Origin of the sequence: Streptomyces nitrosporeus (assembly GCF_008704555.1) — a bacterium.
Classification (GTDB): domain Bacteria; phylum Actinomycetota; class Actinomycetes; order Streptomycetales; family Streptomycetaceae; genus Streptomyces; species Streptomyces nitrosporeus.
Map to the genome: position 1 here is coordinate 3,781,517 of NZ_CP023702.1, position 25,652 is coordinate 3,807,168.

The 25,652-nt window shown below is 69.0% G+C and carries 19 protein-coding genes; 10 read left to right on the forward strand and 9 right to left on the reverse strand.

The window, feature by feature from the left end; translation table 11 throughout:
• Positions 1-6: 6 nt before the first annotated feature.
• The gene (locus CP967_RS16845) at positions 7-1,491 is read right to left on the reverse strand and encodes a glycosyltransferase family 87 protein (RefSeq protein ID WP_150488757.1); all 1,485 of its coding nucleotides are present in this window, start codon (positions 1,489-1,491) and stop codon (positions 7-9) included.
• Positions 1,492-1,630: 139 nt separating this feature from the next.
• The gene (locus tag CP967_RS16850) at positions 1,631-4,354 is read right to left on the reverse strand and encodes a transglycosylase domain-containing protein (RefSeq protein WP_150488758.1); all 2,724 of its coding nucleotides are present in this window, start codon (positions 4,352-4,354) and stop codon (positions 1,631-1,633) included.
• A gap of 387 nt (positions 4,355-4,741) precedes the next feature.
• On the opposite strand from CP967_RS16850, the gene CP967_RS16855 reads away from it, so the two are divergent.
• The 3 genes from CP967_RS16855 to CP967_RS16865 all read left to right on the forward strand — a co-directional run bounded on the left by CP967_RS16855 (position 4,742) and on the right by CP967_RS16865 (position 8,054).
• Positions 4,742-5,443, forward strand: a complete 702-nt coding sequence (locus CP967_RS16855; protein ID WP_150488759.1) for a PadR family transcriptional regulator — start codon at positions 4,742-4,744, stop codon at positions 5,441-5,443.
• A 60-nt stretch (positions 5,444-5,503) separates the two neighbouring features.
• Entirely contained in the window at positions 5,504-6,586 is a 1,083-nt protein-coding gene (locus CP967_RS16860; protein WP_150488760.1) for an inositol-3-phosphate synthase, read from the forward strand.
• Positions 6,587-6,758: 172 nt separating this feature from the next.
• Positions 6,759-8,054, forward strand: coding sequence for an MFS transporter (locus tag CP967_RS16865; protein ID WP_150488761.1), 1,296 nt, complete (start codon positions 6,759-6,761; stop codon positions 8,052-8,054).
• 72 nt (positions 8,055-8,126) lie between these two features.
• Here the strand turns inward: CP967_RS16865 and CP967_RS16870 are convergent, their stop codons facing one another.
• The gene (locus tag CP967_RS16870; protein ID WP_150488762.1) at positions 8,127-9,569 is read right to left on the reverse strand and encodes a CCA tRNA nucleotidyltransferase; all 1,443 of its coding nucleotides are present in this window, start codon (positions 9,567-9,569) and stop codon (positions 8,127-8,129) included.
• 177 nt (positions 9,570-9,746) lie between these two features.
• Between CP967_RS16870 and CP967_RS16875 the strand changes: the two genes are divergently transcribed.
• The 7 genes from CP967_RS16875 (at position 9,747) to trxA (ending at position 19,214) form a co-directional block, all read left to right on the forward strand.
• Positions 9,747-12,047, forward strand: coding sequence for a DUF6049 family protein (locus CP967_RS16875; RefSeq protein WP_150488763.1), 2,301 nt, complete (start codon positions 9,747-9,749; stop codon positions 12,045-12,047).
• A gap of 49 nt (positions 12,048-12,096) precedes the next feature.
• Positions 12,097-14,253, forward strand: coding sequence for a murein biosynthesis integral membrane protein MurJ (gene murJ / locus CP967_RS16880; protein WP_150488764.1), 2,157 nt, complete (start codon positions 12,097-12,099; stop codon positions 14,251-14,253).
• 129 nt (positions 14,254-14,382) lie between these two features.
• Positions 14,383-16,080, forward strand: coding sequence for a protein kinase family protein (locus CP967_RS16885; RefSeq protein WP_150488765.1), 1,698 nt, complete (start codon positions 14,383-14,385; stop codon positions 16,078-16,080).
• Between the two features lie 48 nt (positions 16,081-16,128).
• Positions 16,129-16,803: an RNA polymerase sigma factor SigM gene (gene sigM / locus CP967_RS16890; RefSeq protein ID WP_190175115.1), complete on the forward strand. Its 675-nt coding sequence runs from the start codon at positions 16,129-16,131 to the stop codon at positions 16,801-16,803.
• Positions 16,800-17,738 (forward strand): zf-HC2 domain-containing protein, encoded by a 939-nt coding sequence (locus CP967_RS16895; protein WP_150488767.1) that lies wholly within the window; start codon positions 16,800-16,802, stop codon positions 17,736-17,738. The genes sigM and CP967_RS16895 overlap by 4 nt, the downstream gene beginning before the upstream one ends.
• A gap of 127 nt (positions 17,739-17,865) precedes the next feature.
• Positions 17,866-18,837 (forward strand): thioredoxin-disulfide reductase, encoded by a 972-nt coding sequence (gene trxB, locus CP967_RS16900; RefSeq protein WP_150488768.1) that lies wholly within the window; start codon positions 17,866-17,868, stop codon positions 18,835-18,837.
• A gap of 44 nt (positions 18,838-18,881) precedes the next feature.
• Entirely contained in the window at positions 18,882-19,214 is a 333-nt protein-coding gene (trxA, locus tag CP967_RS16905; RefSeq protein WP_150488769.1) for a thioredoxin, read from the forward strand.
• A gap of 148 nt (positions 19,215-19,362) precedes the next feature.
• Here trxA and CP967_RS16910 read toward each other — a convergent pair whose 3' ends face one another.
• The 6 genes from CP967_RS16910 to yidC all read right to left on the reverse strand — a co-directional run bounded on the left by CP967_RS16910 (position 19,363) and on the right by yidC (position 25,652).
• Complete coding sequence (locus tag CP967_RS16910) at positions 19,363-19,980, reverse strand: GNAT family N-acetyltransferase (RefSeq protein WP_150488770.1); 618 nt, start codon at positions 19,978-19,980, stop codon at positions 19,363-19,365.
• A gap of 501 nt (positions 19,981-20,481) precedes the next feature.
• Positions 20,482-21,573 carry a ParB/RepB/Spo0J family partition protein gene (locus CP967_RS16915; protein ID WP_150488771.1) on the reverse strand — a complete coding sequence of 364 codons (1,092 nt, stop codon included), beginning with the start codon at positions 21,571-21,573 and terminating at the stop codon, positions 20,482-20,484.
• Complete coding sequence (locus CP967_RS16920; protein ID WP_150488772.1) at positions 21,570-22,646, reverse strand: ParA family protein; 1,077 nt, start codon at positions 22,644-22,646, stop codon at positions 21,570-21,572. Before CP967_RS16920 ends, CP967_RS16915 begins: the two co-directional genes overlap by 4 nt.
• A 391-nt stretch (positions 22,647-23,037) precedes the next feature.
• Positions 23,038-23,754, reverse strand: a complete 717-nt coding sequence (gene rsmG, locus CP967_RS16925; RefSeq protein ID WP_150488773.1) for a 16S rRNA (guanine(527)-N(7))-methyltransferase RsmG — start codon at positions 23,752-23,754, stop codon at positions 23,038-23,040.
• 108 nt (positions 23,755-23,862) lie between these two features.
• Complete coding sequence (locus tag CP967_RS16930; protein ID WP_150488774.1) at positions 23,863-24,372, reverse strand: Jag family protein; 510 nt, start codon at positions 24,370-24,372, stop codon at positions 23,863-23,865.
• A 14-nt stretch (positions 24,373-24,386) separates the two neighbouring features.
• Positions 24,387-25,652: a membrane protein insertase YidC gene (yidC, locus tag CP967_RS16935; protein WP_150488775.1), complete on the reverse strand. Its 1,266-nt coding sequence runs from the start codon at positions 25,650-25,652 to the stop codon at positions 24,387-24,389.

The window sequence follows — 25,652 nt, forward strand, 5'->3', positions numbered from 1 at the left end:
CGCCCCTCAGTGGGCGGGCGGGGCGCTCCCCGCCTCGTCCCCCGCCTCCTCCGGCCGGCCGGGCTCCCGCACGGCCCTGCCGAGGGCGACGGTGTCCGGTGCCCCGTCGAGCACCCCGCCCGACGGGTCGTCGGAGCCGTCGCGGCGCACCGGGTCGCGCTCCGGCATCAGGATGTCCCTGACGACCACGGCGCACAGGTACAGCGTGCCCAGCAGGTGCAGCGCGATCGCCACCTGGTAGCCGTCCTCCGGGAGCCCCTGGTGCCGGTCGCCGCCCATCGTGTAGGCGAGGTACATCCAGATGCCCAGGAAGTACATGACCTCGCACGCCTGCCAGATCAGGAAGTCGCGCCAGCGGGGCCTGGCCAGCGCGGCGAGCGGGATCAGCCACAGCACGTACTGCGGTGAGTAGACCTTGTTCGTCAGAATGAAGGCGGCCACCACCAGGAAGGCGAGCTGGGCGAACCTCGGCCGGCGCCGGGCGCCGAGCGCCAGCCCGGCGATCCCCGCGCACAGCACGATCATCAGGAGCACGGAGGCGGTGTTCACCGTGCCGACGTCGATGGGCTTGCCGGTGCGCTGGGTGATGACCAGCCAGAACGAGCCGAAGTCGATCTGCCGTTCCTGGCTGAAGGTGTAGAACTTCTTCCACCCCTCGGGGGAGTGGAGCATGACCGGCAGGTTCACCACCAGCCACGCGGCCACGGCGCCGGTCAGGGCCTTGCCGAACTCCCTCGTCCTGCCGGCCCGCAGGCACAGGACGAGCAGCGGACCCAGCAGGAGGACCGGGTAGAGCTTGGCCGCCGTCGCCAGCCCGATGAGGACGCCGAAGGCGAAGGCCCTGCCGCGCGACCACATGAGCATCGCCGCGGCGGTCAGGGCACCGGCGAACAGGTCCCAGTTGATCGTCGCGGTGAGGGCGAAGGCGGGCGCGAGGGCGACGAGGAGACCGTCCCAGGGGCGGTCGCGGTGGGTGCGGGCGACGCAGACGACGATGACGACCGCGCAGATCATCAGCATGCCCGCGTTGGCCATCCAGTACATCTGCTCACGCAGTTGCGCGGTGTCGGTGTCCGAGGCCGGTGTCAGCCATGAGGCGACCTGCATGAACAGCCCGGTGAGCACCGGGTATTCGAGGTACTCCATGTCGCCGTTCAGGCGGTCGGCGTAGGGGATCAGCCCGTCGGCGAAGCCGCGTCCGACGTAGAGGTGCGGGATGTCGGAGTAGCACGCGTGGGTGTACTGCGAGTTCACCCCCTGGAACCACGCCGCGTCGTAGCACGGCAGTTTCTGCACCATGCCGAGGGCGAACATCCCGATCGCCACGAGCACCATCACGCGGACCGGGGTGAGCGGGCCGGTGCCGGTGCGGGCCCAGCGGCCCACCGGGCCGCCGATCAGCTCGCTCCCGGCCGCCGCGATCTCGTCCTGCTCCGTGGGCCGGACGGCCGGCCGCTCCTGGTGCACGCTCGTTTCCTCTGCGCTTGGCATGCCGCACATCCTGCCGTACGGCGCTGTGTGCGGGAGCGGGCGTGCGGGGACACGCGCGGGGCCCGCCCGCACCTGAGCGGTGCCGGCGGGCCCTGTTCCGTCGTGCGTGCCGGGTCCCTGTGCGGGACCCGGTCACCGTCTAACCGCCGCCGCCCCCTCCGAGCCACCCGCCCTGGTTGGCGCCGTTGCCGTTGGTGTTGCCGTTGGTGTTGCCTTCCGTGGTGCCCTCGCTGGTACCGGCGTCCGAACCGCTGCTGGAGCCCTCCGTGGTGCCCTCGCTGGTACCGGCGTCCGAACCGTTGCTGGAGCCCTCCGTGGTCCCGGCGTTGTCGTTGCCGTTGTTCGCCCCGCCGTTGTTGTTGTTCCCGCAGTCCCACTGGAACGGGCCGCAGGAGTCGCTCGGCGTGGGGGACGGGGACGGAGGCGTCGGGGTGGGCGACTCGGGCGCCTTGCTCGACTCGGACGGCGAGGGGGTCGGGCTGGGGCTGGGGCTGGGGCTGACCGCGCCGCCGCCGTAGAGCGTGTCGCCGTAGGGCTCCGGCTTCGGGAAGCTCAGCACCTCCTTGCCCTTCATCGCGCCGGTCATGTAGTCGTGCCAGATCTGCGCGGGGAACGAGGCACCGTGGATCTTCTCCTCGCCGCCCGTCCCGAACATCTCCAGGAAGTCCCTGTCCTTGTTCTTCTCGTCGTCGTCGAGCCGGAACATGCTGACCGCGGTGGAGATCTGCGGGGTGTATCCGACGAACCAGGCCGACCTGTTGCCGTCGGTGGTACCGGTCTTGCCCGCCGCGTCGCGTCCTTCGAGCCGCGCGGGCTTGCCCGTGCCGTTCTCGACGACGTTCTTCAGCACGTCGGTGACGTTGTCCGCGATGACGGAGTCCATCGCGGTCTTGGTCTTCTTCTCGTGCTCGTAGATGACCACGCCCTTGTGCTTGACCTCCTTGACGGAGTAGGGCTCGTTCTGCTTGCCGCTGGTGGCGAAGGTGGCGTAGGCGCCGGCCATCCGGATGGCGCTGGGCGAGGACGTCCCGATCGAGTACGACGGGACGGTGGCGTCCGCCATGAAGCTGTCGTCCCGCAGCCCCGCGGCGAGTGCCACCTCCTTCACCTTGTCGGTGCCGACGTCCATGCCGAGCTGGACGTAGGGGGAGTTGGCGGACTGCTCCATGGCGTACCGCAGGGTGATGTCGCCGTAGGAGTGGTCACCGTCGTTGGCCTGGCGCCACTGGTTGCCGTCCTTGTCCTCCCAGATCTCACCGTTGTAGTTCTTGATCTTGAGGTCGTGGTCACCGTTGTAGATGCTCTTCGGTGAGACCGGGGTGCGGTCGGACTCGCCCTGGTCCGGGCCCAGCTTCGGGTCGCGCTTGCCGTACTGCATGCCGGCGGCGAGGACGAACGGCTTGAACGTCGACCCGACCTGCGCACCGGTCGCGTCGGCGTTGTTGGTGTAGTGCTTCGTCGCGTCCTGCCCGCCGTAGGTGGCGAGGATCGCGCCGGTCTTGGTGTCGATCGAGGCGCCGCCGAACTCCACGTGCGAGTCCAGGGTCGGCCGCGCCTTCTCGTCGATCTTCTCCTTGTAGACCCTGGTGACGGCGGTTTCGAGCTGCTTGACCTTCTTCTTGTCGAAGGTCGTGTGGATCTCGTAACCGCCCCGGGCCAGCTGCTGCTCGGTGATGTTCTGCTCGTTGTGCGCGAGGAAGTAGTCCGTGGCCAGGTCGACCAGGTAGCCGGTCTGACCGCCCAGCTTGGCCTCCTTCTTCGGCTCCTGCAGCTTGGGGAACTCCGTGTACTTCGCGCGTTCCTCGGCGCTCAGCCGGCCGTCCTTGACCTCTTCGTCGAGGATCCACTTCCAGCGCCTCTGGGCGCGTTCGGTGTTCGCCTCCTCGGTGGCCTGCTTGGGGTCGATCTCGGGGTGGCCGGCCGGGTCGTAGTACGTGGGGCCCTTGAGCAGGGTCGCGAGGAAGGCGCACTCGCTCGCGTCGAGCTCCGAGGCGTCCTTGCCGAAGTACGTGCGTGCCGCGGCCTGGAGGCCGGAGGCGCCCCGGCCGTAGTAGGAGACGTTGAGGTACCCCTCCATCACCTCCTCCTTGCCGACCGTGTTGCCGACCTTGAGCGTGATGAAGAGTTCCTTGACCTTCCGGCTGATGGTCTGGTCCTGCGAGAGCATCGAGTTCTTCACGTACTGCTGGGTGATCGTGGATCCACCCTGGGTCTCGCCGCCCAGCGCCATGTTGTAGACGGCGCGGGCGATGCCCATGGGGTCGATGCCCTTGTCGGTGTCGAACGACTTGTTCTCCGCGGAGATCACGGCGTTCCGCATCTCCTCGGGGATCTGGGCGTACGTGAGCTCCTGGCGGTTGACGGAACCGCCGGTCGCCACCATCTGGGTGCCGTCGGCCCAGTAGTAGACGTTGTTCTGCGCCGTGGCGATGTCCTTCAGCTCGGGCGGCACGACCAGCGCGTACGCGAGCCCCGCGACGCCCATCATGGTGCCGAGGAAGGCCAGGCACAGGCCGGTGACCAGCTTCCAGGACGGCACCCAGCGGCGGAAGCCGTACTTTCCGGCGCGCGGGTAGTCGATGAGGCGCTTCTTGCCGGAGCGGCTCTCCGCCGCGCGGCCGCCCCGGCCCTCACCGGCTCCGCGCCGTCTGCCGCCCCCGCTCCCGCCCCCGCCGCGCTGGGCGGCTCTGCGGGCCTCGGCACGTCCGCCGTACGACGGCTCGTCGTCGTACGGCTCGGAAGGTGATGACGACGTCGCCCTGCGTGACGACTCACGGCGTCCGGAGGGCTGCTGGGCGGCTCGTCTGGCCGCGGCACGTCCGCCGCCCTGCGATTGCGGCGGTTTGCGACGGTGCTCGCTCATCGAACGACTACTCCTCGGGCAGGCGAGAGCGCCTGGAAGCGGCAGTTGAGTTCCGGTCCCCCCGAATTGCGGACAAGCCCTGCGGAAGGCTCATCCGCAGTACATCCGGCAGTCCGCGATGTCTGACGCTCGACGGCGTCTCGCGGTTCCCGGTGGTCTGCATGCCGCACAGACTACGCACGGTCAAAAACCTCCTGGAGCCGAACTTCACCCCAAATAACGCAAGTCGCTCTCCATGAATCACCAATGTGACGCCGCTCACGAATACGCCCCTTGTCGAACATCACGAGCCGATCTATCGTGCTGATGTATCGAGTCGATACATCAGCACGGCATAAGGTGGGCCCACGAGCTCAGCGGAGCCACCCGTCGAAGGAGGACGTGAACGTGAGCAGACGCTCCGGCATCCTCGAATTCGCGGTGCTCGGCCTGCTTCGTGAGTCCCCGATGCACGGGTACGAACTGCGCAAGCGCCTCAACACCTCGTTGGGCATCTTCCGCGCGTTCAGCTACGGCACGCTCTACCCCTGCCTCAAGACGCTGGTCGCCAACGGCTGGTTGATCGAGGAGACCGGTGGCGAGGCCGCTCCGCCCCCCGCGTCCGGACGTGGAGTCGCCTCCACGTCCTCGCTGGCGGGAAGGCGCGCCAAGATCGTCTACCGGTTGACGGCAGAAGGTAAGGAGCACTTCGAGGAGCTGCTCTCGCACACCGGCCCCGACGCCTGGGAGGACGAGCATTTCGCCGCTCGTTTCGCCTTCTTCGGGCAGACGGAGCGCGAGGTGCGGATGAGGGTGCTCGAAGGCCGGCGCAGCAGGCTCGAAGAGCGCCTCGAAAAGATGCGCGCCTCACTGGCCCGCACCCGGGAACGACTCGACGACTACACGCTCGAACTGCAGCGGCACGGCATGGAGTCCGTGGAGCGCGAGGTGCGCTGGCTGAACGAGCTCATCGAGAGCGAGCGGTCGGGACGGGATCAACGCCGATCCTCGCCCGAGGGCTCCACTCGGCACGACACATCAGGAGAGACGGGCGGCCTGCCCCGGAACCGGGACAACACCCGGCCGGATCCGTCCGACGACACCAAGTGACCTCCCGCGGCCCGCACGGCCGCGCCGGAGTACACAGAGAACACACAGGGAGCAATCGGCATGGGTTCGGTTCGCGTAGCCATCGTCGGCGTGGGCAACTGCGCCGCCTCGCTGGTGCAGGGCGTCGAGTACTACAAGGACGCCGATCCGGCCGGCAAGGTGCCCGGCCTGATGCACGTCCAGTTCGGCGACTACCACGTGAGTGACGTCGAGTTCGTCGCCGCCTTCGACGTCGACGCGAAGAAGGTCGGACTCGACCTCGCGGACGCCATCGGCGCCAGCGAGAACAACACCATCAAGATCGCCGACGTGCCGAGCACGGGCGTGACCGTCCAGCGCGGCCACACCCACGACGGCCTGGGCAAGTACTACCGCGAGACGATCGAGGAGTCCGCCGAGGCGCCGGTCGACGTCGTCCAGGTCCTCAAGGACAAGCAGGTCGACGTACTCGTCTGCTACCTGCCCGTCGGTTCCGAGGTCGCGGCGAAGTTCTACGCCCAGTGCGCCATCGACGCCAAGGTCGCCTTCGTCAACGCCCTCCCGGTCTTCATCGCCGGCACCAAGGAGTGGGCGGACAAGTTCACCGAGGCCGGTGTCCCGATCGTCGGCGACGACATCAAGTCGCAGGTCGGCGCGACCATCACGCACCGCGTGATGGCGAAGCTCTTCGAGGACCGGGGTGTCATCCTCGACCGCACGATGCAGCTGAACGTCGGCGGCAACATGGACTTCAAGAACATGCTCGAGCGTGAGCGCCTGGAGTCCAAGAAGATCTCGAAGACGCAGGCCGTCACCTCGCAGATCCGTGACCGCGAACTCGGTGCGGACAACGTCCACATCGGCCCGTCGGACTACGTGGCCTGGCTGGACGACCGCAAGTGGGCGTACGTGCGCCTCGAAGGCCGCGCCTTCGGTGACGTTCCGCTGAACCTGGAGTACAAGCTGGAGGTCTGGGACTCCCCGAACTCCGCGGGTGTCATCATCGACGCCGTCCGCGCGGCGAAGATCGCCAAGGACCGCGGCATCGGCGGCCCGATCCTCTCCGCCAGCTCCTACTTCATGAAGTCCCCGCCGGTGCAGTACTTCGACGACGAGGCCCGTGCCAACGTCGAGAAGTTCATCGCCGGTGAGGTCGAGCGCTGATCCAGCCGATGACGGCCGGCTGATCCCGTACGGAGATGCGGGACCACGGCCCACCGGGACGGGCCCCGACGCGGGCCTCACCGGATCGGCGGGGTGTACGCACCCATGACGTCGGGGGTCCCCGGGCAGTCCGCCTGCCCGGGGACCCCCGACGTATGTGACGCTTGCTCACATGCCTGTCGTACGTGATCTGGGTGTCCTCCTGCGCCTTCGGAACTTCCGTCGCCTCCTGGCCGTACGGCTGCTCTCCCAGTCGGCGGACGGCGTCTACCAGATCGCACTCGCCACCTATGTGGTCTTCTCCCCCGAGAACCAGGCGACTCCGGGAGCCATCGCCTCGGCCATGGCCGTCCTGCTGCTTCCGTACTCCCTGATCGGCCCGTTCGCCGGTGTCCTGCTGGACCGCTGGCAGCGCCGCCAGGTCTTCCTGTACGGGAACCTGCTGCGCGCGGTGCTCGCGTGCTGCACCGCCCTGCTGCTCCTGAGTTCCGTGCCGGACTGGGCGTTCTACGTATCGGCCCTCTGTGTCACCGCGGTCAACCGTTTCGTGCTGGCAGGGCTCTCCGCCGCGCTGCCCCGGGTGGTGGACCCCGACCGGCTCGTGATCGCCAACGCCCTCTCTCCCACCGCCGGCACGCTCGCCGCCACCGTGGGCGGGGCACTGGCCCTGGGCATCCGGTTGCTGACCGACGGCTCCGACGCAGCGGTGGTACTCCTGGGTGCCGCCCTCTACCTCCTGTCGGCGCTGGTCTCCCTCACCCTGTCCCGGCAACTCCTCGGGCCGGACAGGGGTGCGCCCGCGGTGCGGCTACGACACGCCCTGGCCGTCACCGCCCATGGACTCGGTGCGGGCTTCCGGCACCTCGCCGAGCGCCGGGACGCAGCCCGGGCCCTGGCGGCGATGACGGTGATGCGCTTCTGCTACGGAGCTCTGACCGTCATGCTGCTGATGCTGTGCCGCTACGCCTGGTCGGACAGCGAGTCCGGTGGACTGGCACTGCTGGGCCTGGCCCTCGGCTTCTCCGCGGCGGGCTACTTCGTCGCCGCCGTGGTGTCGCCCTGGACCGTCGGCCGCTTCGGCCGGTACGGCTGGATGGCGTTGTGCGCGGGCGTCGCAGCCGTCCTGGAACCGGCCCTGGGGATGACCTTCGCGCCCGAGCCGATGCTGGCGGCCGCCTTCGTCCTGGGCCTGGTGACACAGGGAGCCAAGATCGCCACCGACACGGAAGTGCAGACATCCGTCGACGACGCCTTCCGCGGCAGGGTCTTCTCCCTCTACGACGTCCTGTTCAACGTCGCGTTCGTCGCCGCCGCGGGAGTCGCGGCTCTGGTCCTCCCGGCCGACGGACGCTCTCCCGCGGTGGTGATCGCGGTGGCCGTGCTCTACGCGGCGGTGTCCGCCGCGATGCTCCACCGGGGCCGGCAAGGACGCCCCACGGCTGCGTTTCACGTGAAACAACGCCCCTGAAAACGACTTCGCGCGCGCGGGGCGGAACGCTGGATGCGGCCATGTTTCACGTGAAACATGGCCGCACGGCCCTCAGCCCTGCTCGGCCCACCACCGCTTGAGCGCCGCGACCGCCTCTTCGTGCCCCAGGGGGCCGTTCTCCAGACGCAGCTCCAGGAGGAAGGCGTACGCCTTGCCGATCACGGGGCCGGGACCGACGTCCAGGATCCGCATGATCTCGTTCCCGTCGAGGTCCGGCCGGATCGCGTCCAGCTCCTCCTGGCCCTTCAGCTGCGCGATGCGCTCCTCGAGCCCGTCATAGGTACGCGACAGCGCGTTCGCCTTGCGCTTGTTGCGCGTGGTGCAGTCCGAACGCGTCAGCTTGTGGAGCCGCTCCAGCAGCGGACCCGCGTCCCGCACGTATCTGCGCACCGCCGAGTCGGTCCACTCGCCGTCGCCGTAGCCGTGGAAGCGCAGATGCAGTTCCACGAGTCTCGCGACGTCCTTCACCATGTCGTTCGAGTACTTGAGCGCCGTCATCCGCTTCTTGACCATCTTCGCGCCCACCACTTCGTGGTGGTGGAACGAGACACGGCCGTCCTTCTCGAAGCGCCGGGTCCTCGGCTTGCCGATGTCGTGCAGGAGAGCGGCGAGCCGCAGCACGAGGTCGGGGCCCTCCTCCTCCAGGTCGATGGCCTGCTCCAGGACCGTCAGCGAGTGCTCGTAGACGTCCTTGTGCCGGTGATGCTCGTCACGCTCCAGTCGCAGCGCCGGCAGCTCGGGCAGCACATGAGCGGCGAGCCCCGTCTCCACGAGCAGTCCGAGTCCCTTGCGGGGGTGCGGGGAGAGGAGCAGCTTGTTCAGCTCCTCCCGGACACGCTCCGCCGAGACGATCTCGATACGCCCCGCCATGTCCTTCATCGCCGCCAGGACGTCCGGGGCGACCTCGAAGTCCAGCTGAGCGGCGAAGCGCGCGGCGCGCATCATCCGCAGCGGGTCGTCGGAGAAGGACTCCTCGGGCGTGCCCGGGGTGCGCAGCACCCGGGCGGCCAGGTCTTCGAGCCCGCCGTGGGGGTCGACGAACTCCTTCTCCGGCAGTGCGACGGCCATGGCGTTGACCGTGAAGTCACGGCGCACGAGGTCGTCCTCGATGGAGTCGCCGTAGGAGACCTCCGGCTTCCGCGAGGTGCGGTCGTACGACTCGGACCGGTAGGTCGTGACCTCGATCTGGTAGCCGTCCTTCTGCGAGCCGACGGTGCCGAAGGCGATCCCGACCTCCCACACCGAGTCGGCCCACGGGCGGACGATCTTGAGCACCTCGTCCGGCCGGGCGTCGGTCGTGAAGTCCAGGTCGTTGCCGAGCCTGCCGAGCAGTGCGTCCCGGACGGACCCTCCCACCAGGGCAAGACGGAAACCCGCCTCCTGGAACCTCCGGGCGAGGTCGTCGGCGACCGGGGACACCCGCAGCAGTTCACTGACTGCGCGGTGCTGCACCTGGCTCAGTGCGCTGGCGTTGTCTTCGTTGGCGTTCGGCACAACAGAAAAGGGTACGTGCACCGACCGGCCCGGGCGGCATCGTTTCCCGGCGCCCTGCGAGACTCTTCGATCAAGGTGACGAAGTCCCCGGCACTCAGCACTCCGGCGCCTCGTTACCATGCGTGGACGCAGAGACCGGCAGGACCGACACCAAACGACGACGAGGGACGGGTACGCGTGGCCGAGGCGGCAGACTCCCAGGGGGCGGTCATCTCCCCTGCCCGCCGGTGGCTCCGGCGCACAGCCTCCTTGCTGGCCGGGGCGCCCCTGCTGGCCGCGCTCCTGAGCATCTCCCCGGCCGCCCCGCCCGCACAGGCCGCCGGCACGGCGAAAACCCCCACCGGTTCACGGACCGTCTCCGTGTCCCTGGACACACTCGCCCCCAGCGCACCGGTCGAGGGGGACACCCTCACGGTCTCGGGAACACTCACCAATCGGGGCAAGAAGACGATCACCGACGGTGTGGTCGACCTACGCGTCGGCCCGAGGCTGTCCGGCAGGACGGCCGTCGACGAGGCGGCCGGGCGTACCGGTTATCTGCCGGGCAGTGATCCCGCGCGGCTCGGCGATCCGTACACGGTGGAGGTCCCGAAGCTCCCCTCCGGCGTCAGCCAGGACTTCACTCTGGCCGTCCCGGTGAACAAGCTGGGCCTGGGCGAGGACGGGGTCTATCAGCTCGGGGTCTCCCTCACCGGAAAGACCTCCGGCGCCCCCTACGGCCAGGTGCTGGGTATCCAGCGGACGTTCCTGCCCTGGCAGCCGGAGGACACCCGGAACAAGACCGGGCTGACCTTTCTGTGGCCGCTGATCGCCTCGTCCCACGTCACCGCGGAAACCGGGTCCGACGAGCAGCAGACGCCTGTCTTCGCCGACGACGATCTCGCCGTCGAGCTCGCACCGGGCGGCCGGCTGGAGCAGCTGGTCTCACTGGGCAGCTCACTCCCGGTGACCTGGGTGATCGATCCGGATCTGCTGGCCTCCGTCGACGCCATGACGAAGAACTACCGCGTCAAGATCGGTGACACCACCGTTCCCGGTACCAACCAGCCCATCGCCAAGCAGTGGCTGACCGCGCTGCAGGCGGCGGTGAAGGACGGCTCGGTCGTGGCGCTGCCGTTCGGCGACCCCGACCTCGCGTCCATCGCCCACCGCGGCAAGAACGTCTCGGGAACACTCGGCCACCTGCAGACGGCCACGGAAGTGGCGGCTGTGACGGTGGAGACCGTGCTCCACGTGAAACCGTCCACCGACTTCGCCTGGCCGGTGGAGGGTGCCGTCGATCCCTCCGTCGTCGATGTCGCCACCTCGGCCGGCGCACACAAGGTGATCGCCCGGAGCGACAGCCTCGAAGAGCGCGGTGGCCTGCTGTACACCCCCACCGCCGCCCGGCCCATCGGAGGCGGCACCACCGCGGTGGTCGCGGACCACCGGCTGTCCACCGCGTTCCGGGGCGACATGGCGAAGGCGGGAAGCTCGACGTCGGCCGTGCAGAAGTTCCTGGCCCAGACGCTCGCGCTGACGGAGCAGGCTCCCGACAAGGAGCGCAGCATCGTCGTCGCGCCGCAGCGGACCCCCACGGCGGCCCAGGCCCAGACGATGGCCCGTGCCCTGCAGGCCCTGTCCGCGCAACGGTGGACGCAGCCGCTCGACCTCGTCGCGGCGGCCGAGGCGAAGCCCGACGCCAGGGCCACCACCAAGGTCCCCAAGACCTCCGCCTATCCCAAGAAGCTGCGGAGCCAGGAGCTGCCCACCCAGGCGTTCCAGGACATCCGGACGACGCAGAGCTCCCTCGACAGCTTCCAGGTCATCCTCACCCAGCCCGAGCGGGTGGTGTCCCCGTTCGGGAACGCGGTCAACCGCGCGATGTCCACCTCATGGCGCGGCAGGCCGCTGGAGGCCCAGCGGTACCGCGACGCGGTGCGCCTGTATCTGCAGAGTCTCACCAACGAGGTCCAGCTCGTCACGAAGTCCGACGTCACCCTGTCCGGACGCAGCGCGACCATCCCGGTCACCGTGCAGAACAAACTGGTCCAGGGCATCGACCACCTCGTACTGCGCCTGACGTCCAACAACGCGGCACGTCTGAAGCTGGGCGACGGCGAGGCCGTGGCCCAGCGGCCGGTCAGGATCGCCGGTGGGCACAGCCAGTCCGTGAAGTTCGACGCCTCGGCCAACGCCAACGGCCAGGCCCAGGTCACCGCACGGCTCTTCACCGAGGACGGGACACCGTACGGCGAGGAGATGACCTTCACCGTGAAGGTCTCCGAAGTCACTCCCACCGTGCTGCTGGTGATCGCCGGCGGCCTCCTGCTGCTCGTCCTGGCCGGCATCAGGATGTACACCCACCGCAAGCGCGCGGCGGCCGGAGAGGCGCAGGAGAGCGACGGCGGTGAACCCGGGCAGCCGAGTGACCCGACACCGGACACCGGTCCGGAAAGCGGGAGCCCCTCCGGGACGGGTGAGAAAGTGGACCGTTGAGCGATGTCTGTCGGGGCCGGTCGGCCGGGGACGATGAGGTGGGGTTTCGATGAACGCGCCGTACGACGGTGACCGCGGCCAGGGCGCGGGCGGGGCTGGCTCGTCCGGCGGTCCGCCGGACGGCGGCCAGGAATGGGCCACACCCGACCCGTACCTCCAGCACGCGTACGACCACGACCCGTACCGCTCCCAGGACCTTGCCGCGCAGGACCCGGTGTCCGAGGCGCTCTACGACCGCGCCTCCCACCCTCCGCCACCGCCGGGGGCCTATCAGCAGCCGCAGGCGCTCTACCAGCAGCCTCCCGCGGCCCAGTACCCCCCGGACCCCCGCGTCTGGGCCCAGACGCCGCCACCGGAGCCCTCAGGCCCTTCACGGCACCTCCCCTACGGGGACGACGCGGCGACCACCCAGTACGTGGGGGTGGACGATCTCGTCACCCAGGCATCCGACGACCGTACGGAACCGGATGCCTTCGCCCACCTCTTCCGCGACCAGCAGGGGTCGGGACGCCCGCCCGGTCCTCCGGCGGCGCCGGAACCCGCGCCCGCGGCCGCCCCGGTCCCTCCGAAGCCCGCCGGCCGCGCCGCCGGGATACTGAAGTCCAGTGCCCTGATGGCGGCCGGCACCCTGGTGTCCCGGCTCACCGGCTTCGTCCGCAGCCTGGTGATCACCGCGGCCCTGGGTGCCGTACTGCTCGGTGACAGCTTCACCATCGCGTACACCCTGCCGACGATGATCTACATCCTCACGGTGGGCGGCGGGCTGAACTCGGTCTTCGTGCCCCAGCTCGTCCGCTCCATGAAGGAGGACGCGGACGGGGGCGAGGCATTCGCCAACCGCCTGCTCACCCTGGTGATGGTCGCGCTCGGCTTGATCGTCGCCCTCGCGGTGTTCGCCGCGCCCTGGCTCATCTACATGATGTCGCCGACCATCGCGAACGACGCGGCTGCCAACAGCGTCGCCGTCACCTTCGCCCGCTACTGCCTGCCGACCATCTTCTTCATGGGCATCCACGTCGTGATGGGCCAGATCCTGAACGCGCGCGGCAGGTTCGGCGCGATGATGTGGACCCCGGTCCTGAACAACATCGTCATGATCGTCACCTTCGGCCTGTTCATCTGGGTCTACGGCACCTCGGCCGAGTCCCGGATGGGCGTCGAGACGATCCCCGCGGAGGGTGTCCGGCTGCTCGGCATCGGCACCCTGCTCGGTCTGACCGTGCAGGCCCTGGCGATGATCCCCTATCTCCGCGAGGCCGGGTTCCGCTTCCGGCCCCGCTTCGACTGGAAGGGCCACGGGCTCGGAAAAACGGTCAGGCTCGCCAAGTGGACGGTCCTCTTCGTCCTGGCCAACCAGGCCGGGGTCATCGTGGTGACCCAGCTGGCGACCTCCGCGGGCAAGCTCTCCGGCCAGGACGGCACGGGCTTCCTCGCCTACTCCAACGCCCAGCTGATCTGGGGCATGCCCCAGGCGATCATCACCGTCTCGGTCATGGCGGCCCTGCTGCCGCGGATCTCCCGTGCCGCCCATGACGACGATCCCGGGGCCGTACGCGACGACATCTCGCAGGGGCTGCGGAACTCCGCCGTGGCCATCGTGCCCGTCGCCTTCACCTTCCTGGCGCTGGGCCTGCCGATGTGCACCCTGCTCTACGCCTCCAGCGGCACCGAGGCGGCCCGTTCCATGGGCTTCATCCTGATGGCCTTCGGCCTCGGCCTCATCCCGTACTCCGTGCAGTACGTCGTGCTGCGCGGGTTCTACGCCTACGAGGACACCCGGACCCCCTTCTACAACACCGTCATCGTGGCAGCGGTCAACGCCGCCGCCTCCGCCCTGTGCTACGTGGTCCTGCCGGCCCGGTGGGCGGTCGTCGGCATGGCCGCCTCCTACGGTCTGGCCTACGCGGTGGGCGTCGGCATCGCCTGGCGGCGCCTGCGCAACCGGCTGGGCGGCGATCTCGACGGTGCCCGCGTCGTGCGTACCTACGCCCGTCTCTGCCTCGCCGCGGTCCCCGCGGCCGCGATCGGCGGGGCCGTGGGCTTCGCCCTGCTGAGGACGCTCGGCGAGGGCGCGGGCGGTTCGGTGGTGGCTCTGGTCTGCGGCACCGTGGTTCTGCTGGGCATCTTCTTCGTCGCCGCGAGGAAGATGCGTATCGAGGAGCTCAACGGCATGGTCGGCATGGTCCGCGGACGGCTCGGACGCTGAAGCACCGCCGGGCCGCACAACCATCGCCGGACACCGCGTGTCGTGCATAGCGCCGGAGTGTGGGCACAATTGGCGTGACTGTGCAGAGCTGGCTGGCATCGCGCAACGGATGGGGAGGCAGGAACGACGGTGGCGGAACGTAGCACGGCCGCTGTCGACGTGGCCGACAACAGCGGCGACGAGCCGCTGACCGCCAAGGCGGACGAGGCCACGACCGACGGGACGGCAGACACCCAGGACACGGCGGGAACGAGCCCTGGCGGCACGGACGGCCACAGGAGTTCGGACGCCGTTCCGGCGGCCCCCGACCTGCACAGCGGCCACAAGCTGGCCGGACGCTACCGCCTGGAGGAATGCGTCACCCGGCTGGACGGTTTCAGCAGCTGGCGCGCCGTCGACGAGAAGCTGCGCCGGGCGGTGGGGGTCCATCTGCTCACCGCCGACCATCCGCGCGCCCGCTCCGTCCTGGCCGCCGCGCGTTCGTCCGCACTGCTCGGTGATCCCCGCTTCGTCCAGGTCCTGGACGCGGTGGAGGAGAACGACCTCGTCTACGTCGTGCACGAATGGCTGCCGGACGCCACCGAGCTGACCACACTGCTCGCCGCGGGTCCGCTGGAGGCCCACGACGCCTACCAGCTGGTGAGCCAGGTCTCCCAGGCCATGGCCGCCGCGCACCGGGAGGGCCTCGCCCATCTGCGGCTCACTCCGGGCGCCGTCCTGCGCAGTTCCACCGGGCAGTACCGGATCCGCGGACTCGCGGTGAACGCCGCGCTGCGGGGCATCACCGCGGAGCAGCCGCTGCGCACGGACACCGAGGCCGTCGGAGCTCTGCTCTACGCGGCGCTCACCCGCCGCTGGCCTTACGAGAACGACGCGTACGGTCTCGTCGGCCTTCCGAAGGATCTCGGGCTGATTCCGCCCGATCAGGTACGGGCCGGCGTCCACCGGGGTCTTTCCGAGCTCGCCATGCGGGCGCTCGCCAACGACGGCGCGACCGCCTCCCGGCAGGAGCAGCCCTGCACCACGCCTGACGAACTGGCCAAGGCCGTGGCGGCCATGCCGCGTGTCCTGCCTCCGGAGCCGGTCTTCGCCCCGCCGCCCGAGTACCAGCGCACGACCTACCAGCAGGGCACCTACGGCCGGCATCCGGCCGGTCCTGCCGCGGCGGTCACCCAGCCCGTCGTCCAGGCTCCGCCGCCCCCGCTGCAGAGCCGTACCGGCAAGGCGCTCAAGTGGGCGGTATCCGCCCTGCTCATCGCGGCTCTCGGCCTCGGCAGCTGGCAGCTGGCCGAGACCGTCCTCGACCGCAGCAAGGACACCACTGAGCCCTCCACCACGCAGACCACCGAGGACGGTGGCAGCGACGACAACAACGCGGCGGAACCCCAGCCCGTCACCATCGTCCACGCACAGGACTACGACCCGCTGGGCGACGGGACCGAGAAGCCCGACTCGACGAAGAACGTGCATGACGGGGACCCCGGCTCCTACTGGCGCACGGACGGCTATGCCACCGCCGATTTCGGCAGGCTGAAGTCGGGCGTCGGTGTCGTTCTCGACCTCGGCAAGGTCCAGCAGGTGGGCAACGTCGAGGTCTCCTTCGCGGGGGGCAGCACCTCGGTCGAACTGCGTGCCACGGAGAGTGCGTCGATCCCTTCCGCGCCCGACTCCTTCACCACACTCGCCCAGGGGTCCGGGACGAAGGTGTCCCTCAAGCCCGACAAGCCGGTGCGGGCGCGGTACCTTCTGGTCTGGCTGACCGAGTTGCCGTTCGGCGACGACGGCCGTTACCGGGGCAAGGTCTCGGACATCCGCATCACCGACTGACGACGCCGGGGAGGGGGCCCACCGTTGGACGACGCCAGATTCGCGGACATGAGTGACCAGGACCTGCTGGCACGCCATGTCGCAGGCGAATCCGACGTGTTCGGTGAGCTCGTCCGACGTCACCGTGACCGCCTCTGGGCCGTGGCCCTCCGCACGCTCGGGGACCGCGAGGAGGCGGCTGACGCCGTTCAGGACGCCCTTGTCTCGGCCTTCCGCGCGGCGCACACCTTCCGCGGCCGGTCAGCCGTCACCACATGGCTGCACCGCATCACCGTCAACGCGTGTCTCGACCGTGCGCGCAAGGCCGCGACACGCAAGACGGCTCCGGTCCAGGACACGGAGCGGCTCGATCAGCTCCTCGAACCGCACGAGTCCGCCGAGGCCCCCGCCGAGCGTCAGGACCTGCACCGTGAACTCCTGGCCGCTCTGGCCACCCTCCCGGCGGAGCAGCGCGCCGCCCTGGTCCTGGTCGACATGCAGGCCTATCCGGTCGCGGAGGCGGCCCGCATGCTCGACGTGCCGGTCGGCACGGTGAAGAGCCGTTGCGCACGGGGGAGGGCCAGACTGCTCCCCCTCCTCAGACATCTGCGTGCCGGGGAAAGCGGGGACGGAGCGGTGGAAAGGAACCGGACGCCCGGGACGACCGTCCCACCGCAGTCAGGGGAGCGGGACGCGGGAGCCGGTGATCCCGCCGCTGTGAAGGGTGGAGGTGGCCACGTATGACATCCGCAACTGACGCGGTCGAGCACCCGGACGTCTCGGAGATCTCCGATCTCACGGAGGGTCTGCTTCCCCCTGACCGGGCAGCAGACATCCGACATCATCTCGCGTCCTGTGCCGAGTGCCACGACACCCAGGTCTCGCTGGAGGAGATCCGCTCACTGCTGGCCGGCGGGGGCGATGAAGCCCACCAGGAGAGCATGCCGGAGGACATCGCCGCCCGTATCGACGCGGCTCTGGCCGCCGAGCCCTTCCCGGTGCCCGCCTCCGGAGCGGCGGCAGGCGTTGTTTCACGTGAAACACACGACCGGACCGGAGAACCCGGAGCGGCCGCCCGCCCCTCGGGCCGCCCCCGCGGGGCCACCGGCCCCGGCCGGCGCTCGGCACGACGTCGTCGTACGGTCGTACTCGGCTCGGTCTTCGGCGCGGCGGTGGTCGGGGTGAGCGCCTTCCTCCTCCAGTCGGTCCAGCTGCCCGGCGCCTCCCTCAGCTCGGCGGACCAAGCCGCCGGTTCCGCGGCGAAGGGTGCGCAGGACTTCTCGGGCCCCTCTCTCGAAGAGCAGGTACGCCACCTCCTGAAGGCCGCCCCCGCTCCCGTGGACTCGGAGGCCGAAGCATCCGAAGCCGGTGAGGGCGAACCATCCGCGGACGCGAAGTCCCCGCAGGACCTCACCCCTGGCACCCTCGCCTCCGGTACCCCGCTGCGCGCACCCGCCGTGGAGGTGCCACTCTGTGTCCAGCGGGGAACCGGGCGGGACACTCCTGCCCTGGCCGTGGAACAGGGCAGCTTCGAAGGCACTGCGGCGTTCCTTGTCGTCCTGCCGGACGCGAGCGATCCGGAACGTGTCCAGGCCTATGTCGTCGACGCCGGCTGTGTGGGAAGCGCCCCTGTCACCTATGGCCGACTTCTGCGTTCCGACTCCTACGCCCGACCGTGAAGAATCGGGCCGCAGGCCGGTCCGGCCGTTCGGGAATGCACGCCCCGTAGGATCCGTTGGGTGGGGTGAGAGTCGTGGAACCGACCCCAGTCGGCAGTTGGCAGTCCGCAGAGACGAGGAAGAACCCGTGAGCGACGTCCGCAATGTGATCATCATCGGCTCCGGACCGGCCGGGTACACCGCCGCCCTGTACACCGCTCGGGCGTCGCTGAAGCCGCTGGTCTTCGAAGGCGCCGTCACCGCCGGCGGGGCGCTGATGAACACCACCGACGTGGAGAACTTCCCGGGCTTCCAGGACGGGATCATGGGCCCCGAGCTCATGGACAACATGCGGGCCCAGGCCGAGCGGTTCGGCGCCGAGCTCATCCCGGACGACGTGGTCTCGGTCGACCTCACCGGTGACATCAAGACGGTCACGGACACCGCCGGAACGGTGCATCGCGCCAAGGCCGTGATCGTCACCACCGGCTCGCAGCACCGCAAGCTGGGTCTCCCGAACGAGGACGCGCTCTCCGGACGCGGCGTCTCCTGGTGCGCCACCTGTGACGGTTTCTTCTTCAAGGAGCAGGACATCGCCGTCGTCGGTGGCGGTGACACCGCCATGGAGGAAGCGACGTTCCTCTCCCGGTTCGCCAAGTCCGTCACGATCGTCCACCGCCGTGACTCCCTGCGGGCCTCCAAGGCCATGCAGGAGCGTGCCTTCGCCGACCCGAAGATCAAGTTCGCCTGGGACAGCGAGGTCGCCACGGTGCACGGTGACCAGAAGCTCTCCGGTCTGACCCTGCGCAACACCAAGACGGGTGAGACGTCCGAGCTTCCGGTGACCGGCCTGTTCATCGCTGTCGGTCACGACCCCCGCACGGAACTCTTCAAGGGCCAGCTGGAACTCGACGACGAGGGGTACCTCAAGGTCGATGCGCCGTCGACCCGCACCAACCTGAAGGGTGTCTTCGGAGCCGGTGACGTCGTGGACCACACCTACCGGCAGGCCATCACCGCAGCCGGTACCGGGTGCTCCGCCGCGCTCGACGCGGAGCGTTTCCTGGCCGCGCTCACCGACGAGAAGCCGGCTGAGCCGGAGAAGACTCCGGCAGTCTGATACTTGCCCCCACCCCCGCCCCATACGAGAACAAGGAGGCCGCCGTGGCCGGCGCCCTGAAGAACGTAACCGACGACTCCTTCGACGAGGATGTCCTGAAAAACGACAAGCCGGTTCTGGTGGACTTCTGGGCTGCCTGGTGCGGCCCGTGCCGCCAGATCGCCCCTTCTCTGGAGGCGATCGCGGCTGAGTACGGCGACCAGATCGAGATCGTCAAGCTCAACATCGACGAGAACCCGGGCATCGCCGCTAAGTACGGCGTGATGTCGATCCCCACGCTCAACGTGTACCAGGGCGGCGAGGTCGCCAAGACCATCGTCGGCGCCAAGCCGAAGGCCGCGATCCTCCGCGACCTCGAGCCGTTCATCGCCGGCTGATTCCCCTGCACCCCTGTTTCACGTGAAACGGGCCCGCCCTCCCGGGGGCGGGCCCGTTCCATGTTCTCACCGACCCGTACCGGCCTTCCCCGAGCACCACCGTGTCCGAAGAGCACGCGGTCCGGTCGCGGGCCGGGCAGGGGCGCTGTCAGAGGGGCCTCAGCGCGGGTTCCTTCTGAACGGCTCCCAACAGCCTGTCCAGGGCCAGCTCGACGTCCTCCTTCCAGGAAAGCGTCGTACGCAGCTCCAGTCTCATCCGCGGGTGAACCGGGTGAGGACGGACCGTCTTGAAACCGACCGCCAGCAGATGTTCCGCGGGCAGTACACAGGCGGGTTCCTTCCACCGGGCGTCGCCGAATGCCTCGATCGCTCGGAAACCTCTCCGCAGCACATCCTTGGCGACGGTCTGCACCATCACCCTCCCCAGCCCCTGCCCCTGGAAGCCGGGCAGGATCAGACCGGTCATCAGCTGGACGGCGTCAGGAGAGACCGGGCTGGTGGGGAACGCCGTGGCACGGGGCACATAGGCGGGCGGTGCGTAGAGGGCGAAACCGGCCGGAACATCGTCCACGTAGACGACGCGTCCGCAAGAGCCCCATTCCAACAGCACGGCGGATATCCAGGACTCCTTCTCCGCCCCTGGCCGGCCCGCTTCTACCGCGGCTCTCCCGCTGACCGGATCAAGTTCCCAGAAGACGCACGAGCGGCAACGGGTGGGGAGGTCCGAGAGGTTGTCCAAGGTGAGCGGTACAAAACGACGCCCCATGGAGGCGGTTCCTCGCTTCCTTCGCCTGCTGCGTCGCGCGCGGCCGCCAGCGCGTTCCGCTCCCGGAACAGGCTGCCGAGGAAGCCCCCGACAGCCCCGATCCCCAACCCGACTGTCACCAGATGGCTGCGATGCACAGATCGCACGGCCTCCGCCTCCTCCGAGGTGGAACACAGTGGTGGATACGCCCTGCCAGAACGCATCGTATCCACCCAGACCTGATGCGGACACCGAGAGAAGGCAAAGGGCGGGCTGTGTTCCCGGAACACAGCCCGCCCGCTCTTCTTCTGCCCCCGCGGGCCTCACCGGAGACCCGAGACGGGCTCCGGCGGAACCCGCCCCTGAGCCCTGGCCGGGCCCTCGCCCGGACTCGCCCCTGGGTCCTGGCCGGGCCCTCGCGCGAGCCGGCGCCCGGCCCCTGGCCGAGCCCTTGCCCGAGTCCTGGGGCGAGCTCTCGGCCGAACCCGTCAGCCGGCGACTCCCGGCCCGTTCCTACGGGGTTCAGGCCTCATCGCCGGACTGGTCCCGCTCCTTCGCGCGGCTCTGCTCGAACACCTTGCCCTCACCGGGAGCGAGGCTTCCGAGGATCCGGTCCAGGTCCTCCATCGACGCGAACTCCACGACGATCTTGCCCTTCTTCTGACCGAGGTCGACCTTCACCCGCGTCTCGAATCGGTCGGAGAGTCTGGAAGCCAGATCGGTCAGTGCCGGCGAGACCCGGCCCCCCGCCCGGGGGCCCCTCGCCTTCGCCGGGCCACCGCGCTCGGCGCTCCGGACATTCACGATCTCCTCGACCGCGCGCACGGACAGGCCCTCTGCCACGATGCGGTGGGCCAGCCGGTCCTGTTCCTCGGAGTCGTCCAGGGACAGCAAGGCACGCGCGTGACCGGCCGAGAGGACCCCGGCCGCCACCCTCCGCTGCACGGGGGGCGAAAGCCGCAGCAGACGCAGCGTGTTGGACACCTGCGGGCGGGACCGCCCGATACGGTCCGCCAGCTGGTCGTGCGTGCAGTTGAAGTCCTTCAGCAGCTGGTCGTACGCCGCGGCCTCTTCCAGCGGGTTCAGCTGGGCCCGGTGCAGATTCTCCAGAAGCGCGTCGAGCAGCAGCTTCTCGTCGTCGGTCGCACGGACGATCGCCGGGATGTGCTCCAGCCCCGCCTCTCCGCAGGCCCGCCAGCGCCGCTCACCCATGATGAGCTCGTAGCGGTCGTCAGCGGTCTTACGGACGACCACCGGCTGGAGGAGACCGACCTCCTTGATCGAGGTGACGAGCTCGGCCAGCGCATCCGGATCGAAGACCACACGCGGCTGCCGGGGGTTCGGCGTGATCCGGTCGTGAGGAATCTCCGCGAAGTAGGCCCCGGCCCCGGCCTCGGTCGCGGTGGTGACGCTCTCCAGCTCGGCGACGGGCGAGGTGGGCTCGGGTACCGTTCGGCCGGACATCAGCCCTGCCACCTTGGCCGCGGCTACCCCACGGTCCACGGAGGCCAGCGGTCCCGCACCGGAACCAGGAGACATGGCCTGATTCTCCTGCGGAGCGGCAGGGATCAGCGCGCCGAGCCCACGCCCCAGCCCTCTACGACGCTCACTCACTGCATGCCCTCCGAATTGCTCTGCTGGTGATTCAGGACGCCCGTCCGGGCATGCTGCGCCTCGTAGTGAACCCCGACGCCCCTCAGGGCGATTTCACGGGCCGCCTCCAGATAGGACAGGGATCCACTGGAGCCAGGATCATAGGTCAGCACGGTCTGCCCGTAGCTCGGGGCCTCCGAGATACGTACGGATCGGGGGATGCTGGTCCGGAGCACCTCCTTACCGAAGTGGCTCCGCACCTCCTCCGCCACCTGTGAGGCGAGCCTGGTCCGGCCGTCGTACATGGTGAGCAGGATCGTCGACACATGGAGATCCGGGTTGAGGTGGCCGCGGACAAGATCGACGTTGCGCAGCAGCTGACCGAGGCCTTCCAGCGCGTAGTACTCGCATTGGATCGGAATGAGCACCTCGGCACCGGCCACGAGGGCGTTGACCGTCAACAGGCCGAGCGAGGGCGGGCAGTCGATGAGGATGTAGTCCAGAGGCTGCTCATACGCCTGGATAGCCCGCTGCAGACGGCTTTCCCGCGCCACCAGGGACACCAGCTCGATCTCCGCACCGGCGAGATCGATGGTGGCCGGGGCGCAGAAGAGTCCCTCGACGTCCGGCACAGGCTGCACCACCTCGGAGAGCGGCATGCTCTCCACCAGGACGTCGTAGATGGAGGGAACCTCGGCATGGTGATCGATCCCCAGCGCCGTGGAGGCGTTCCCCTGCGGGTCGAGGTCCACCACCAGGACACGGGCGCCGTGCAGAGCGAGAGAAGCAGCGAGATTGACCGTCGAGGTCGTCTTGCCGACTCCGCCCTTCTGGTTGGCGACCACCATGATCCGGGTCCGGTCAGGGCGGGGCAGCCCCTCGCCGGCGCGGCCCAGGGCCTCGACCGCGAGCTGGGCCGCCCGACCGATGGGGGTGTCATCCATCGGTGGTGGTGTTTCACGTGAAACACCACCACCTGCGGATTCGGTACGGGGACCGGGGACCGGATCGGTCATCGGTCCCGCGGTATTGGCGTCGGACCGCAAGGATTCACTCTCCTCGACTTCAGGCTCACAATGAACAGAGCCTGCCATGCTTTCGGGGTGGCGAACCAGCGAGCCCGGCTCTTCTGTGGATGAATCCCCGTGTGTGGACAACTCCGTGCCCCGGGCGGGTCCATGGTCGCGTGGCACCGCGTCCACCCTCCCGCGCCCGATGATTTTCTGCAGCAGAGAGCGACGTTTCACGTGAAACACGATGCCTCTGTCACTCAGCGGCGTCGTTTAGACACTCCGCAGGCAGCCGTATCGCTGCTGGCATGGAGCATCGACGTGGGTAATCCCACACCGGAGGAGTCGGCGATCAGGCCGCCGGGCCCCAGGTTCGCGGGCCCCGGCGGCCCACCCCGCTCCACCGGACAGCCGTCTCAGCACACGCCGGGACGGCCATCCGGCCCCGTCCTGCTCCACCGCCCGCTGACCGCCGTCAGCGACGCCGCCGTGCCCGCCCGGTCCGTGCCGCCTTGGCGCGCTTCGCGGCGAACCTCACTCCGCCCGGGCTCTCCCCGACCACCACGCGCACCACGGTCGACAGAGGGTCCACGACCCCCTCGCCCACGTGCAGCACCTCGGTCTCCACCACTCCCAGCTTGCTGAGAGCGGCCCGGGCGCCCTGGATCTCCTCCTCGGCCGTACCGCCCTTCAGAGCCAGCATCTCGCCGTAGGGACGCAGTAGTGGCACCCCCCAGCCGGCGAGCCGGTCCAGAGGGGCGACGGCACGCGCCGTCACCACGTGAACCGGCTGAAGGCTGCCGAGCACTTCCTCCGCCCGCCCCCGCACCACGGTCACATGGTCGAGCCCCAGCAGCTCGACCACTTCCTGGAGGAAGTTCGTCCGGCGCAGCAGCGGCTCAAGGAGTGTGATCTTGAGATCGCGACGGACCAGCGCGAGAGGGATACCGGGCAGTCCCGCCCCCGACCCCACATCGCAGACGGTGACTCCCTCGGGAACGGCCTCGGAGAGCACCGCACAGTTCAGCAGGTGGCGGCCCCACAGGCGCGGTACCTCCCGAGGGCCGATCAGCCCTCGCTTCACCCCGGCGTCCGCGAGAAGTTCCGCATAGCGGACAGCCTCTGGGAGGTACTCCCCGAATACCTCCTGCGCCTCCTTCGGCGCCTGGGGGAGCTCTGCTTCCTCCGTCACGGGGACCGTCCTTCCGTAGCACTGACGCACTGGGGGTGGGCTGACCAACAGGCTGAGAAAAAGCGGCCCCGCCTGCGAACAGACGGGGCCGGGACTACAAGGATCCGGTCAGGCAGGGAGTACGACGACGAAGCGCTGGGGCTCCTCGCCTTCGGACTCGCTGCGCAGACCTGCCGCCGCGACCGCGTCGTGCACGACCTTGCGCTCGAACGGCGTCATCGGCTCCAGCTTCACGGGCTCACCCGAGCTCTTGACCTCGTCGGCGGCCTTGGCGCCCAGGGCGGCGAGGACCTCCCGCTTCTTGGCACGGAAGCCGGCGATGTCCAGCATCAGACGGCTGCGGTCGCCGGTCTCGCGGTGGACGGCCAGACGCGTCAGCTCCTGGAGGGCTTCCAGCACCTCGCCGTCGCGCCCCACCAGCTTCTGCAGGTCGCGCGCCGAGTCGCTGATGATCGAGACCGCGGCCCGGTCCGCCTCCACGTCCATGTCGATGTCGCCGTCCAGGTCGGCGATGTCGAGGAGACCCTCAAGGTAGTCGGCCGCGATCTCACCTTCCTGCTCGAGGCGGGTCAGGGTGTCGCTGCCCTCGGCGGACGTGGTGATGGTGCCTTCCGTCACGGATGGTCTCCTTCTTACTTCTTGGACGGGTGCTTGGGCCGCTGCGGGCCCTTGCGCTGTCCGGACTTGGCTTGCCGTGAGGAACCGGACGCAGCGGACCTGCCCGCCGACTTCGGCTTGTCGTCCCTGGGGGTGTCCTGCTTGGTCAACGAGGTCCTGGACGCGGTCTCGTCCGCTCCGGCCTCCTTGGCCGCACCCGCACCGGTGTGCGTCTGCCGCTTCGCCTTGGTCTGGCGCTTGGGCTGCTGACGCTTCTGTGCAGCGCCGCCCTCGGCTTCGAGGACAGCGGCATCGCTCTTCGTCACCGTGCCGTCCTCCTGGGCCGCGAGGCCCAGCTTGGCGAGGCCGGTGATGAACTTGCGCTCGATGTCGTTGCGGTCCGGGCCCTTGGCCACGACCCGCTTGACGGTGTTGCGCCGGGTGCGCCCACGCACCTGCCCGTGCGTGCTCACGCTCTTCAGGAGCCGGCCCAGGTACTGCTCCTGCGCCTTGCTGCCCGGGGTCGGGTTCTGGTTGATCACGTACATCTGCTGACCCATGGTCCAGACGTTCGTAGTGAGCCAGTACACGAGGACACCGACGGGGAAGTTGATACCCATGACGGCGAAGATCACCGGGAAGATGTACATCAGCATCTTCTGCTGCTGCATGTACGGGGTCTTCACCGTGAGGTCGACGTTCTTCGTCATCAGCTGGCGCTGGGTGAAGAACTGCGAGGCCGACATCAGCACGATCATGATCGCCGTGATGACGCGGACGTCGGTCAGCGAGGCACCGAGTGCCGCGACCTTGTCCTCGCTGTCCATGAACTTCGCGGCCAGCGGGGCGCCGAAGATGTGCGCCTGACGGGCGCTGTCCAGCAGGGGCTGGTCGATGACGCCGATCGTCTTGCCCGAGGCGATGGACGAGAGCACGTGGTACAGGGCGAAGAAGAACGGCGACTGCGCCAGGATGGGAAGGCACGAGGAGAGCGGGTTGGTCCCGGTCTCCTTGTACAGCTTCATCATCTCTTCGGACTGACGCTGCTTGTCGTTCTTGTAGCGCTCCTGGATCGCCTTCATCTTCGGCTGGAGCACCTGCATGTTCCGGGTCGACTTGATCTGCTTCACGAAAAGCGGGATCAGGCAGATCCGGATCAGGACCACCAGGGACACGATGGACAGGCCCCAGGCCCAGCCCGTGTCGTCACCGAAGATCGCTCCGTACAACTTGTGGAACTGGACGATGACCCACGAGACAGGCCAGGTGATGAAGCTGAACAGACTGGCAATCGTGTCCAC

Bases quoted from the DNA above. Each gene is read 5' to 3' on its own strand.
- CP967_RS16850 (WP_150488758.1), bottom strand. From the start codon at position 4,354: ATGAGCGAGCACCGTCGCAAACCGCCGCAATCGCAGGGCGGCGGACGT.
- CP967_RS16860 (WP_150488760.1), top strand. From the start codon at position 5,504: ATGGGTTCGGTTCGCGTAGCCATCGTCGGCGTGGGCAACTGCGCCGCC.
- CP967_RS16895 (WP_150488767.1), top strand. From the start codon at position 16,800: ATGACATCCGCAACTGACGCGGTCGAGCACCCGGACGTCTCGGAGATC.
- CP967_RS16910 (WP_150488770.1), bottom strand. From the start codon at position 19,980: ATGGGGCGTCGTTTTGTACCGCTCACCTTGGACAACCTCTCGGACCTC.
- CP967_RS16865 (WP_150488761.1), top strand. From the start codon at position 6,759: ATGCCTGTCGTACGTGATCTGGGTGTCCTCCTGCGCCTTCGGAACTTC.
- sigM (WP_190175115.1), top strand. From the start codon at position 16,129: ATGAGTGACCAGGACCTGCTGGCACGCCATGTCGCAGGCGAATCCGAC.
- CP967_RS16845 (WP_150488757.1), bottom strand. From the start codon at position 1,491: ATGCCAAGCGCAGAGGAAACGAGCGTGCACCAGGAGCGGCCGGCCGTC.
- murJ (WP_150488764.1), top strand. From the start codon at position 12,097: ATGAACGCGCCGTACGACGGTGACCGCGGCCAGGGCGCGGGCGGGGCT.
- CP967_RS16920 (WP_150488772.1), bottom strand. From the start codon at position 22,646: ATGGCAGGCTCTGTTCATTGTGAGCCTGAAGTCGAGGAGAGTGAATCC.